Source organism: Bacillus sp. HMA207, assembly GCF_003402455.1.
Lineage (GTDB): Bacteria > Bacillota > Bacilli > Bacillales > Bacillaceae_G > Bacillus_A > Bacillus_A cereus.
This window is the reverse complement of record NZ_BEZT01000001.1, coordinates 2460320-2474591: the sequence shown is the minus strand read 5'-3', so window position 1 is coordinate 2474591 and position 14272 is coordinate 2460320. Positions and strand designations below refer to the sequence as shown.

Here is a 14272-nt window from a genome sequence, read left to right as displayed (position 1 = left end):
AGATGGCTATCCCATCTATTTCAGTATATAAAATGCCAATTGAATCAGAACTACCAAAAAATAAAGTGAATTGGACACCAAATCCGAAACGTGCAGTACTTTTAATTCATGACATGCAAGAATACTTTCTTGATGCATATAGCGATAAAGAATCACCAAAAGTAGAACTTATTTCAAATATTAAAATGATAAGAGAAAAATGTAAGGAACTTGGTATACCAGTTGTTTATACAGCACAACCTGGTGGGCAAACGTTAGAACAACGAGGTTTATTACAAGACTTTTGGGGTGACGGTATACCTGCTGGACCAGATAAAAAGAAAATTGTTGATGAACTTACTCCTGATGAGGATGATATATTCATAACAAAATGGAGATATAGTGCATTTAAAAAGACAAATCTATTAGAAATTTTAAATGAACAAGGAAAAGATCAACTCATTATTTGCGGTATTTATGCGCATATTGGCTGTCTTTTAACAGCTTGTGAAGCATTTATGGATGGTATAGAGCCGTTCTTTGTAGCAGATGCAGTTGCTGATTTTTCACTAGAGCATCATAAACAAGCATTGGAGTATGCATCTAATAGATGTGCAGTAACGACATCAACAAACCTACTGTTAAACGATTTACAAAGTGTAAAAGATGATGAGAGTGAAGGAATCACTATACAGGAAGTGCATGAACTAGTTGCACAACTACTTCGTGAGCCAGTAGAGAGTATTGATATTGATGAGGACTTATTAAATAGAGGGCTTGATTCGGTCAGAATTATGAGTTTAGTAGAGAAGTGGCGTCGTGAAGGGAAAGAAATCACTTTTGCAGATTTAGCAGAACATCCAACTGTTGCAGGTTGGTACAGTTTACTATCTTCACAAACAGCACAGGTGCTGTAACAAATAGACTACATAATAAAGGGGTAGTAAAGAATGCCTAACAGTCAAAAGATTCGTCATTCGTTATCATCTGCGCAGTCTGGTATGTGGTTTGCGCAACAATTAGATCCGCTTAATCCAATTTATAATACTGGGGAATATGTAGAAATAAACGGAAATATTCATCAAGACATTTTTGAATTAGCTGTACGTAAAGTTGTAATGGAAACAGAAGCACTTCATGTTCGCTTCGAAGAGGATGAAATTGGCCCATGGCAAGTTATTGAAGAATCACAGTTTCATATGCATTTTATTGACGTTCGTAAAGAAGAAAATCCTGAAGAAGCTGCTAAAGTATGGATGAAAAATGATTTATCTATGCCAGTCGATTTGAAAAAAGATACTTTATTTACTGAAGCACTTATTCAAGTTGAAAATAATCGTTTCTTTTGGTATCAGCGCATCCATCACATTGTGATGGATGGCTATGGATTTTCACTTCTTAGCCAAAAGGTAGCGAATGAGTATACATCACTTATAGAAGAAACAAACAAGAATGAAAAACCATTTGGTTCTCTTGCAAAAGTCGTGCAAGAAGATATTGAGTATCGTGAGTCTAAACAATTTCAGGAAGATCGTATTTTTTGGTTAGAAAAGTATGCAGATGAACCAGAAGTTGTAAGTTTGGCAGAACGAGCACCGAGAACATCAAATGGATTTTCACGAGAAACAGCTTATTTATCTAGTTCTAGCACGAAAACTTTACTAGAAGATATCAATATTTCGTTAACAAGTTGGCCGGAATTCATTGTCGCTATAACAAGTATTTATATGCATAAATTAACAGGTGAAAATGATATTGTTTTAGGTTTACCGATGATGGGACGTCTAGGTTCTGTATCTATTCATACACCAAGTATGGTAATGAATTTAGTTCCACTTCGTATTACAGTAACTCCAAATATAACTCTTGCAGAATTATTGCAACAAGTTTCTAAAGAAATCCGAGATGTACGTCGCCATTATAAATACCGTCATGAGGAATTAAGAAGAGACTTAAAGTTACTAGGTGAAAATCAAAGGTTGTTTGGACCGTTAGTGAATGTTATGCCTTTTGATTACGGGCTTAACTTTGCTGGAAATCGTGGTATTACGCATAACTTATCACCAGGACCTGTCGATGATTTATCAATAAATGTATATAAACGTTTTGATCAAAATGAGCTAATGATTCATTTTGATGCGAATCCCGAAGTATATAATGGCGCGGAGCTAGCATTGCATAAAGAAAGATTTATGAATCTATTTGAATTAGTAGTAAATAATTATGAGAAAAACGAGTCGATTGGAAAAATAAACATTACTCTGCCTGAAGAAAATCATAAAGTTTTATTGGAATGGAATGAAACGAAGGAAGACGATGAGTTAATCAGTCTGCCTATATCATTTGAAAAACAAGTGCAAAAAAATCCCAATAAACTAGCGATTACTTGTGACGGTGTAAACCTTACGTATAAAGAGCTAAATGAACGAGCGAATGAACTAGCACATTATTTAGTAGAAGAAGGAATACGACCAAACCAGTTTGTAGCTTTAGTATTCCCTAGATCAATAGAAATGGTAGTTAGTATGCTAGCAGTCTTAAAGGCTGGTGCAGCGTATTTACCAATAGATCCAGAATACCCAGCAGATAGAGTTACTTATATAGTAAATGATGCAAAACCAGTTTGTATCATAACACATTCATCTGTTTCATCTAAGTTAGTTATAGAAAAGGATATGACAAAAATTGTATTAGATGACGAAGAAACGAAACTAGCGTTACATACATATTCTCGTATGAATATAGCATGTAAGAATGATGTATCACTGTTAAACCCAGCCTATACAATATATACTTCAGGCTCAACAGGAAACCCAAAAGGTGTAATTGTTCCTATGAGAGGTTTAAGTAACTTTTTAATGGCTATGCAACAAAAGTTTTCATTAAATGAAAATGATCATTTATTAGCAGTTACAACGTTTGCATTTGATATTTCTGCACTAGAAATTTATTTACCTCTTATTAGTGGTGCAAGTTTAACAATTGCGCAAAAAGAAGACATACAAGAGCCTTCTGCATTAACGACACTTTTACATGAAGAAAGAGTGACCATTATGCAGGCTACACCAACGCTTTGGCAGGCGTTAGTAACTGATTATCCAGAGAAGCTACAAGGGCTAAGCATACTTGTTGGTGGTGAAGCTCTTCCAGCGCATTTAGCAAATAAATTACGAGAATTAGGTTGCTCAATAACTAATTTATATGGACCAACTGAAACGACGATTTGGTCTACTTTCATGAACATTGATGAAGGTGAAAAGGGTATACCTCCTATTGGAAAACCAATTTGCAATACAGAAGTGTATGTATTGGATGCAGGGTTACAACCAGTTCCACCTGGAGCTATTGGTGAATTATATATTGCAGGGGAAGGACTTGCAAGCGGATATTTAGGAAAACCTGAGTTAACAGCTGAACGGTTTGTTGCAAATCCTTATGGAGAATCAGGGAAGCGCATGTACCGTACAGGAGATCTTGTGAAATGGCGTAGTGATGGTGCGTTAGAGTACATTAGTCGCGCAGATCATCAAATTAAAATTCGTGGATTCCGAATTGAATTAGCTGAAATTGAAACGGTATTACAACGACATAAAAATATTCAACAAGCGGTAGTAATGGTACGAGAAGATCGTGCAAATGATAAACGCATCATTGCGTATATCGTTGCAGAAGAAAAGGAACCGATTAATCTTTCAGAAATTCGTTCTTATGTTTCAGAAAGTTTAGCGAATTACATGATACCATCAGCATTTGTTGTGCTAGAAGAATTACCATTAACGCCAAATGGTAAGGTTGACAGAAAGAAATTACCTGCTCCTGATTTTAATGGAATGAACAATGAGAGAGTTGCTAGAAATCCGAAAGAAGAAATATTATGTGATTTATTTGCAGAAGTACTTGGTGTCTCTCGAATTAGCATTGATGATAATTTCTTTGAAATGGGTGGACATTCACTTCTCGCATCTCGTTTAATGGCTAGAATTCGTGAAACGTTAAGTGTGGAATTAGGAATTGGGAAACTATTTGAATCACCAACTGTTGCCGAACTGGCGAAACAATTAAACGATGCAAAAAGTGCAAGACCAGCTATTCAGAAAGCAAGTAGGCCAAATGAAGTTCCACTTTCATTTGCACAGCGCAGGTTATGGTTCTTAAATTGTTTAGAAGGTCCAAGTCCTACTTATAATATTCCGCTAGTCATTCGTATGAATGGAATATTGAATCGGGAAGCATTACAAGGTGCTTTTTATGATGTAGTTGAGAAACATGAAACACTTAGAACAATTTTCCCTAACGTATTAGGTAGTTCCTATCAGAAAATTTTAGATATGGAAAACTTAAATCTAGAAATGGTTATAACTAATACATGTAAAGATGAATTAGAAAGTGTACTTTCAGAGGCAGTAAGATATAGCTTTAACCTCGATTTTGAGCCGGCAGTTCGTTTACAACTTTTTACAGTGAATGAAAACGAACATGTATTATTAATTCTATTACATCATATTGTAGGTGATGGCTGGTCATTACAGCCGTTAACGAGAGATTTTACAGCGGCGTATAAAGCGCGATGTCAAGGGGACAGAATTCAGCTGGAGTCACTTCCAGTTCAATACGCAGATTATGCACTTTGGCAACAGCAATTGCTAGGTGATGAAACGACACCAGAGAGTCTTATTTCAACACAATTAGATTTTTGGAAAGAAGAACTTAAAGGTTTACCAGACCAAATGGAGTTACCTACAGATTTCCAGCGTCCAATTGAGACGAGTTACCGCGGGGAAACAATTCATTTTCATATAGATGAAGGTATGCATAGTAGGTTAGTAGAGCTTGCACGTGAGAATGGAGTTAGTTTGTTTATGGTATTGCAAGCAGGGCTTAGTGCACTATTTACAAGATTAGGTGCAGGCACTGATATACCCATTGGAAGTCCGATTGCTGGAAGAAATGATGATGTACTTTCAGATATTGTTGGTTTATTTGTAAATACATTAGTGTTACGTACAAATACTTCAGGAGATCCAAGTTTTAAAGAATTATTAAATAGAGTGAAGCAGGTAAACCTTGCAGCTTATGAAAATCAAGATGTTCCATTTGAAAGGCTTGTTGAAGTATTAAATCCAGTACGTACTCGAAACAGCCACCCGTTGTTTCAAGTTATGTTAGCTTTTCAAAATACACCAGAAGCAACGTTTCATGTACCAGATTTAGAAGCGAGCCTTGAAATTCAAAGCGTCGGTTCTGCAAAATTTGATTTAACATTTGAAATTAGTGAGAATAACGGAGTTGATGGTACTCCGAACGGTTTACATGGATTACTAGAGTTTAGTACCGATTTATATAAACGTGAAACGGTTCAAAAACTAATAGAACGATTCATTTTGTTATTAGATGATGCAGCTACAAATCCGGATCGATCAATTGGCACATTAGAAATATTAGCTGTAGCAGAGAAAAATACAGTGTTAGAAAAGTGGAATGGTGGTTTTCAAATTGCACCAGAAATGACATTGCCACAATTGTTTGAAAAGCAGGTTCATATAAATCCAAATTCTATTGCTGTTGTCTTTGAAGATAAGAAATTAACTTATGAAGAGTTAAATAGAAAAGCAAATAAAATAGCTCGATTCCTAATAGCAAAAGGGATTGGTCCTGATCAACTCGTTGCTTTAGCGATGCCAAGATCATTAAACATGGTTGTAAGCTTATTAGCTGTTCTTAAAGCTGGTGCTGGATACCTTCCGTTAGATCCAGATTACCCAGCAGACCGTATTTCATTTATGCTACACGATGCGAAACCATCATGTGTTTTAACGAATTCAGAAGTGGAAATTGAATGTAATGAGGCACTAAAAGTTTTAATTGATAATGTAAAAGTAATAGCAGAAGTTGAGAAATATAGTGAAGACAATATTGATGAGGTGGAACGCATTAAGCCATTATCTCCATCACATATTGCTTACGTTATTTATACGTCAGGGTCAACGGGTAGACCGAAAGGCGTTATGATACCTCATCAAAATGTAGTAAGACTTTTAGGAGCAACTGATCATTGGTTCCAGTTTGACGAAAACGATGTTTGGACGATGTTTCATTCATATGCTTTTGATTTCTCGGTTTGGGAAATTTGGGGACCTTTATTATATGGAGGGCGTTTAGTTGTAGTGCCACATACTGTAAGTCGCTCGCCGAAAGAATTTTTACAGCTTCTTGTTAAAGAAAAGGTTACGGTTTTAAACCAAACTCCATCAGCGTTCTATCAATTGATGCAAGCAGATCGTGAAAATGAAGAGATTGGTCAAAAATTATCTTTACGATATGTTGTTTTTGGAGGAGAAGCACTTGAGCTAAGTCGCTTAGAAGATTGGTATAGTCGACATCCTCATAACGCACCAAAGCTTATTAATATGTACGGTATTACGGAGACGACAGTACATGTTAGTTATATTGAAATAGATGAAACTATCGTCTCTTTACGAGCAAATAGTTTAATTGGGTGCAGTATACCTGACCTTAAAGTGTATGTGTTAGACAACTATTTACAACCAGTGCCACCTGGAGTAGTTGGAGAAATGTATGTTGCAGGTGCAGGGCTTGCGCGTGGATATTTAGGAAGAGCAGGATTAACGGCTGAACGCTTTATCGCAGATCCATTTGGCAAGCCAGGTACAAGAATGTATCGTACAGGAGACTTAGCTCGCTGGCGTAAAGATGGGACGCTAGATTATATAGGACGTGCAGATCATCAAATCAAAATTCGTGGGTTCCGAATTGAATTAGGAGAAATAGAAGCAGTCATAATGAAGCACCCTAAAGTTGAGCAAGTAGCCGTTATTGTACGTGAAGATCAACCAGGGGATAAACGGTTAGTTTCTTATATCGTTGCATCAAATAATGAAGCAATTGATACGAATGAAATGCGTCAGTTTGCTAGTGGTAGTTTACCAGATTATATGGTTCCATACGCTTTTGTAGTAGTAAATGAGTTACCTTTAACTCCAAACGGTAAATTAGATAGAAAGGCATTGCCAGCTCCAGAATTTATCGCATCATCTTCTAGTCGTGGTCCAAGAACACCGCAAGAAGAAATGTTATGTGACTTGTTTACAGAAGTGCTAAGTGTACCTCAAATTGGAATTGATGACGGATTCTTTGATCTTGGTGGCCATTCACTCCTTGCAGTGCAGCTTATGAGCCGCATGAAAGAGGCGCTTGGAGTGGAACTAAACATTGGCACTTTATTTGCAGCACCGACTGTTGCAGGGTTAGCTGAAAGACTTGAGATGGGGAATGGTCAAAGTGCACTTGATGTGTTGCTTCCATTACGAGCAAGCGGGGATCAATTACCACTATTTTGTGTACATCCAGCAGGTGGATTAAGTTGGTGCTATGCAGGACTTATGAAATCTTTAGGAACAGATTATCCAATCTATGGTGTACAAGCACGTGGTATTGCTAAAAATGAAGAACTTCCAAAAAGTTTAGAGGAGATGGCGGCGGATTACTTGAAACATGTTCGTGAAGTACAGCCTCATGGACCATATCGTTTATTAGGTTGGTCGCTTGGAGGAAATGTTGTGCATGCAATGGCGGCGCAATTACAAAATGAAGGGGAAGAAGTAGAATTACTCGTTATGCTTGACTCTTATCCTGGACACTTCTTACCGAATACGGAAGCGCCTACTGAAGAGGAAGCGTTAATCGCATTACTTGCTTTAGGCGGATATGACCCAGATAACATGGATGGTAAACCACTTACAATGGAAAGTGCAGTTGAAATCCTTCGTAAAGATGGAAGTGCATTAGCAAGTCTTGAAGAAGAGACTATATTGAACTTGAAAGAAACATATGTAAATTCAGTAGGGTTGTTAGGGAAATATGTACCAAAAGTTTATAACGGAGATATCTTATTCTTTAGATCTACTGTTATACCAGACTGGTTTGATCCTATTTCTCCAAATACGTGGCTAAATTATTTAGACGGGCAAATTGTGCAGCACGATATTGATTGTAGACATAAAGATCTATGTCAGCCAGGTCCACTTACGGAAATTGGGCAAGTATTAGCGAAATATTTGCAGAATAAGAAAGGGGTAAGTAGAGTATGACGAATCCATTTGAAAATGATAATTACACATATAAAGTATTAATAAATGAGGAGGGCCAGTATTCTCTCTGGCCTGCTTTTCTCGATGTACCTATTGGCTGGAATGTCGTATATGAAGAAGCTAGTAGGCAGAGCTGCTTAGAATATGTTGAATATAACTGGAAAGATTTGAATCCACAAGGTAATCAAGTTCGCGAAAAAACATTAGTAGGAAAACGATAATGAAAGAAAAATTAAATCCAAAAGTAGTTGTAAGTATCGTTTATATAACTGCGATGTTTATGGCTGCGATGGACGCAACGATTGTAAATGTAGCACTGCAAACGATAAGTAGAGAACTACAAGTACCTGCATCTGCAATGGGGACGGTGAATGTTGGGTATTTAGTTAGTTTGGCTGTTTTCCTTCCGATTTCTGGTTGGTTAGGAGATCGTTTTGGTACGAAAAGAGTATTTTTAATTGCTCTTTTCGTATTTACAATTGCCTCTGCTTTATGCGGAATGGCTAACGATATTACTTCATTGAATATTTTCCGTATTATTCAAGGTGCTGGTGGAGGGCTTTTAACACCGGTCGGAATGGCAATGTTATTCCGAACATTTTCACCAGAGGAAAGACCGAAGATTTCCCGGTTCATTGTACTGCCAATTGCTGTAGCACCAGCAGTTGGTCCTATCATCGGTGGTTTCTTTGTAGATCAAATGTCTTGGCGTTGGGTATTTTATATTAATCTACCGTTTGGAATCGTTGCATTGCTCTTTGGACTTCTATTTTTAGCAGAGCATGTTGAAAAATCAGCTGGTCGCTTTGATTCGCTCGGCTTTATTTTATCAGCACCAGGATTTGCGATGCTCATATATGCACTCAGCCAGGGACCGTCAAAAGGATGGATTTCTCCAGAAATTATGAGTACCGGGGTAGCTGGGGTTGTATTCATTACGTTGTTTATAATCGTAGAACTGAAAGTAAAGCAACCGATGTTAGATTTACGTTTATTAAAAGAACCAGTCTTTAGAAAGATGAGCCTTATATCATTATTTTCATCAGCTGGTTTACTAGGAATGTTATTTGTTTTTCCACTTATGTATCAAAATGTGATAGGAGTTTCCGCGCTGGAATCAGGACTTACGACATTTCCAGAGGCGATTGGATTAATGATTTCTTCACAAATTGTGCCATGGTCATATAAGAAATTAGGAGCTCGAAAGGTAATTTCTATTGGATTAATTTGTACCGTGGTTATCTTTGTTTTATTAAGTTTTGTAAATCACGATACGAATCCGTGGCAAATCCGCGCATTATTGTTTGGTATCGGTATTTTCTTAGGTCAATCTGTCGGTGCGGTTCAATTTTCTGCCTTTAACAATATCACGCCGCCTTCTATGGGGAGAGCTACTACTATATTCAATGTGCAAAATCGATTAGGTTCAGCAATAGGAGTAGCTGTTTTAGCTAGTATACTAGCTGGTTTTGGAAGTAATAACGTTCAATCCGATTTTTTACCATATCAAGCAGCATTAATTGGATCAGCAATATTTTTGCTCATAGCACTACTATTTTCTTTACGTATTTCCGATAAAGAGGTAATGTCAAAGAAGAAAGAAAAAACATTATTTGTATCAGAAAAAGAGAAAGTACTTGTCAATGAATAACAATATACGCATGCTTTCTTATGAAAATTGATATTCGTTGAATAAAGGAGAGTTTACATGATAGAAAGTAAAGTTGTAGATTCTATTCCAACTTTGAATGAGAATGATTGTCAAATATGGTGGGCAAGAATTTCGGATTTACAATCATGGCATTACAATTTACTAAATGATATAGAGCGAGAGAAAGCAAATTCGTATCATCATTCGGCAGATCGAGCTCGTTTTATAATAGGTTGCGTAGTAAGTAGATTAGTTCTCGGTAAGATACTTTCTATGTCACCAGTCCAAGTACCAATTGATCGAATGTGCTCAGTATGTAAAGTGCAGCATGGAAGACCACAATTACCAGAAGGTATGCCGCAATTATCCGTTTCGCATTCAGGTGAGTGGGTTGTCGTTGCTTTTACAAAATCTGCACCTGTTGGCATAGATGTAGAACAAATGAATCCAAATGTAGATGTTATGAAAATGGCAGAAGGTGTATTAACAGACATTGAAATAGCGCAAGTTATGAAACTGCCAAATGAACAGAAAATAGAAGGATTTTTAACATATTGGACTCGAAAAGAAGCGGTGCTGAAAGCGACAGGTGAAGGACTAATGATTCCGCCAGTACATATTACAGTATCAGCTCCAAATGATCCTCCAAACTTGTTGGTTTTTAAGGATAGACAAGAGTTATTAAATAATACAATGATGGAAGATGTAAAGCCTAGTTTAGATTATAGGGCCTCTGTTGCAATATTCAGTAAGGAAGTAACTGAAATTACGCAATTAGATGCGGCAGCACTTTTAAATCTTAAATAAAAAAATTATAGAAGAGGTGTTCCTCATGTTAGTAGCGGAAAATAGAAAGAATGAATTCACTTATAACGTACAAGCAATTAAAAATATTTTATTTTCTGGAGATACATCATCCATTCATGCTTTAGAAAAGCTTTTAAATGATACAGTTCAGTTTGATGTTCTTGAACAAGAGGCACTTGGTAGACAGTACATTCCGAAAGAAGCAAAGAATTTCTTTGATAAAGATGGAACATTTCTTTACCGTGTATCTAATGTTAGTTATAAAGGCAAGGTGTTATCTGAAAATCTAATTTTTGCAGACACTTCGTTTTTACCGGACGCAATAAAGAGTGAATTAGAGAGTGGAAATATTCCTGTTGAAAAGCTTATAGAAAAGATGGAAGTAAGAAGAAACGTATTATATGAAGGATATCAGCCATCTGGAAATATTATTGAATTGTTTGATGGATGTTCTGTTACAGCGAATGTGTATCCAACTAGAAAGTATCAAATTGTAAGTAACTGCAAATGTGTATTTTATATTTGTGAAGTGTATCATGCAGAGAATATAAAGGAATTGCTTAAATAAAAACAAGAAACCAGCCTATAAAATGGCTGGTTTCTTGTTTATTTAACAGCTTCTTTTAATTCTTTACCTGCTTTAAATGCAGGAACTTTACCAGCAGCGATTTGAATTTCTTCGCCAGTTTGCGGATTACGTCCTGTACGAGCAGATCTTTCGCGCACTTCAAAAGTTCCAAACCCGATTAGTTGAACTTTATCTCCAGATTGTAATGCATTAGCAATTGTGTCAAATACGGATTGTACAGCTGCAGAAGCGTCCTTTTGAGAAATATCAGCTGATTGAGCTACGTTTTTAATTAATTCTGTTTTGTTCATGTTTTCACCTCATAAAAAAATTTTTGGAATGAATGTTTTAGTATAATAGATAGTAAAGATAAAGCTATCACTATGATTAGAAAGAATACTATATAATTATGTTAATTTCGTTGCAAGAGACTGAATCCCTTCTATTATTTAGGGATTAATTAAGAATCGATGCATATAAAAAGCTTTAATATGAGGATGAGGGGGAGTATATGAATGATTTTTCGTGAAAAAAATGAGAAGGAAAGTATATTAATTCGTCAACATGATCATGGTTTTTTAGCTGGAGAGATTGCAAAACATATAAAAGAAGACTTTTTTGAAAGTAAAATATATTTAAAAGAAACAGTTGATGCAATATATGAGCATGACAGAGGATGGATAGAGCTTGATAAAGTACCAATTTTGAATGATGCTAAAAATATTCCATATACATTTATGGATTGTCCAAGCCCATTACGTTTTGTTTTTTATACGATTGGTTTGAATGAAATTGAAAATTCTAATCCATACGGGGCATTGCTTTGTAGTAAACATTTTTTATCATTTCCACTAAACGAGGAAGATGAAGAGATGATGTCATTTTATAAACATGAATTAGAACGACAAAAAAGAATCTTGAAAACGTTAACAAAGGAACAGTTTGCGATGTTCGATAAACATTATAGATTATTAAAGTTTTGTGATGAACTTTCTTTATACGTATGTATGAATAAGCCTGGTGTCAAAAAGAAAGATGAAATTGACTTATTTAAAGATGGTTTTGAAGGAACAGAAATGTTTAATAGTAAAGAGGAGAAACTTATTCAAGCTGAATGGGTGGACGAGGAAACGATTCGGATTACACCATTTCCATTTCAAACGGAATTTTATACGTATGTAAAATATAAAACGATAAATAAGCATGAAATGAAAGAAAAAGGGATTGCAAAGGCTGATAGAGAATCAGAAATGAAGAAACAAACCATTCGTTTCATACAATAAGGAGGTAATATAAGTTGAAAGATTATATATTAAAACAGTGTGATTACCATGCTTGGGCTAATACTAGATTATTCAATCGATTAAAAGAGTTACCAAACTATGAGACGATTTTTAATGAGCAGATACAGAGTGTATTCCCATCCATTAAGGATACTTTTGTGCATATTTATATTACAGATCAAGTGTGGTTACATATATTGCATGGTAAAAGTATGAATGAAGCAATACAAGACCGAGAAGATTTACGAAAACAAATTGAAACTAAATCGTTACATGAATTAGAAAAAATGTTTGAAAACATGGCAAATCAATATAAAGATTTTTTAATTACAATACAAGATGTGAATGCTGTATTTGTTATTGAGAATCCATATGTAGGGAAATTAGAAACTTCGATTTTAGAATTAGTGCAACATGTCGTAAATCATGGTACATATCATAGAGGAAATATAACAGCGATGATCCGTCAACTTGGTCATTCGTCGACAATGATGGATTTTGTACTGTATTTACATATGGTTAAAAAGCAGGGAGAGTAATATAGTTTGTAAAAAGGAGAGGCTTTAATTGTAGAAGTCTCTCCTTCTATTTTATCCGGCATTAATGGTAGATCGACTGATTAAAATTTTACTTTATTTATTAAGAAGCTTTATTTTCTTGTAATTGCTTAGCGTATTGTACAGCCTTATATGCATTGACTCTACCGTTTTTCCAGTACGTACCTGTACCACTAATTTTATCAGTAGTAGACTCAATAATTTGGCGGATTTGTGTATTGCTATATCCTTGATTTGCTAAAAGAGCTGCGACTCCTGCAACATGAGGTGTTGCCATAGATGTACCACTTAATGATTGATACGTACTTCCTTTATATGTTGAATATATATTTGAACCTGGTGCTGCAACATCTACCCAGCTACCATAAGTAGAGAATGAAGATTTTCTATCTGATTGATCTGTAGAAGCAACTGCAATTACTTCGCTGTAATAAGCAGGGTAATTAGCTTTTGTATTTCCAGCATTTCCAGCAGCTGCAACTATAACAGAGCCTTTATTCCATGCATATTGAACGGCTTGTTGTAATGCAGTACCACCATTTGGAGCTCCTAAACTTAAACTAATTACTTTTGCACCCGAATCAGCAGCTTCTCGAATACCTTGCGCTACAGCATCAAGAGTACCACTTCCTTGATTATCTAATACGCGGACAGCATAAATTGAAGTTTGTGGGGCAACACCAGCAATTCCGACGCTGTTATTCGTAAGTGCTCCAGTAATTCCAGCACAATGTGTACCATGACCATTACCATCATCAGATGTATTGTCGTTATCAACATAGTCATGCCCGTAAATTACTTTCGAAGCCAAATCAGGGTGTGAGCCTTGAACTCCTGTATCAATAATAGCTACTTTTACACCAGGATCACTTCGTTGGCTATCCCAAGCTTGTGGAGCTTGAATCTTTTGTAATCCATATTGATTATTAAAATATGGGTCGTTTGGAGTCCAAAAGGCGTGAACGTAATAATTCGGTTCTGCATATTCCACATCTGGATTATTTTTATAACTCTTTATTTTTTCTTTTACAGTACCTTTTGAAAATTGTACGACTTCAAAACCTAACTTATCATCTTTAGATAAGACATTAGCTCCGACAGATTTATGAAAAGATTGCACATTACTTAAAGATGCATTTTGTTTGAACTTAACGATTAATTGGTTAGGAACGTAATCAGTAGATGATGTTTCAGCACTTGAAGTATTCGTGTTAAAGAAGAAACCACCAATAATAAATGATAAAACAGATAGGAAAACAATGATTTTGTTTTTCAAAAGATTTTTCCTCCCTTTTCTTGGATGAGTTTTTCAGCGACAC

10 protein-coding genes are annotated in these 14272 nt (G+C 35.8%); 8 read left to right on the top strand and 2 right to left on the bottom strand.

The genetic code is table 11. The features are described 5' to 3' along the window. Nucleotides 1-2 precede the first annotated feature (2 nt). Genes HMAS_RS12820 through HMAS_RS12795 form a run of 6 tightly spaced genes read left to right on the top strand, consistent with a single transcriptional unit; the run spans nucleotide 3 to nucleotide 11113 of the window. Nucleotides 3-896: an isochorismatase family protein gene (locus HMAS_RS12820; protein ID WP_046392675.1), complete on the top strand. Its 894-nt coding sequence runs from the start codon at nucleotides 3-5 to the stop codon at nucleotides 894-896. Nucleotides 897-929: 33 nt separating this feature from the next. Next, nucleotides 930-8087: an amino acid adenylation domain-containing protein gene (locus HMAS_RS12815; RefSeq protein WP_116344868.1), complete on the top strand. Its 7158-nt coding sequence runs from the start codon at nucleotides 930-932 to the stop codon at nucleotides 8085-8087. Beyond that, on the top strand, nucleotides 8084-8308 hold the full coding sequence (locus HMAS_RS12810) for an MbtH family protein (RefSeq protein ID WP_000184059.1): 225 nt from the start codon (nucleotides 8084-8086) through the stop codon (nucleotides 8306-8308). Before HMAS_RS12815 ends, HMAS_RS12810 begins: the two co-directional genes overlap by 4 nt. Then, entirely contained in the window at nucleotides 8308-9738 is a 1431-nt protein-coding gene (locus tag HMAS_RS12805) for an MDR family MFS transporter (protein WP_048535163.1), read from the top strand. Before HMAS_RS12810 ends, HMAS_RS12805 begins: the two co-directional genes overlap by 1 nt. Before the next feature lie 57 nt (nucleotides 9739-9795). Next, on the top strand, nucleotides 9796-10545 hold the full coding sequence (sfp, locus tag HMAS_RS12800) for a 4'-phosphopantetheinyl transferase Sfp (RefSeq protein WP_025709703.1): 750 nt from the start codon (nucleotides 9796-9798) through the stop codon (nucleotides 10543-10545). Between the two features lie 25 nt (nucleotides 10546-10570). Then, nucleotides 10571-11113 carry a hypothetical protein gene (locus HMAS_RS12795; RefSeq protein ID WP_048535161.1) on the top strand — a complete coding sequence of 181 codons (543 nt, stop codon included), beginning with the start codon at nucleotides 10571-10573 and terminating at the stop codon, nucleotides 11111-11113. A gap of 38 nt (nucleotides 11114-11151) precedes the next feature. Here the strand turns inward: HMAS_RS12795 and HMAS_RS12790 are convergent, their stop codons facing one another. Next, entirely contained in the window at nucleotides 11152-11424 is a 273-nt protein-coding gene (locus HMAS_RS12790) for an HU family DNA-binding protein (protein ID WP_001043905.1), read from the bottom strand. Between the two features lie 204 nt (nucleotides 11425-11628). Here HMAS_RS12790 and HMAS_RS12785 point away from each other — a divergent pair, with 204 nt between their 5' ends. Together HMAS_RS12785 and HMAS_RS12780 are read left to right on the top strand one after the other, a co-directional pair. After that, entirely contained in the window at nucleotides 11629-12396 is a 768-nt protein-coding gene (locus tag HMAS_RS12785) for a DUF3891 family protein (protein WP_048535159.1), read from the top strand. Between the two features lie 14 nt (nucleotides 12397-12410). Continuing rightward, a complete protein-coding gene (locus tag HMAS_RS12780) occupies nucleotides 12411-12935 on the top strand; it encodes a DinB family protein (protein ID WP_000656267.1) in 525 nt (174 codons plus the stop codon). Nucleotides 12936-13035: 100 nt separating this feature from the next. Here the strand turns inward: HMAS_RS12780 and HMAS_RS12775 are convergent, their stop codons facing one another. Continuing rightward, nucleotides 13036-14229 carry a S8 family peptidase gene (locus HMAS_RS12775; protein WP_000790937.1) on the bottom strand — a complete coding sequence of 398 codons (1194 nt, stop codon included), beginning with the start codon at nucleotides 14227-14229 and terminating at the stop codon, nucleotides 13036-13038. Nucleotides 14230-14272: the final 43 nt, after the last annotated feature.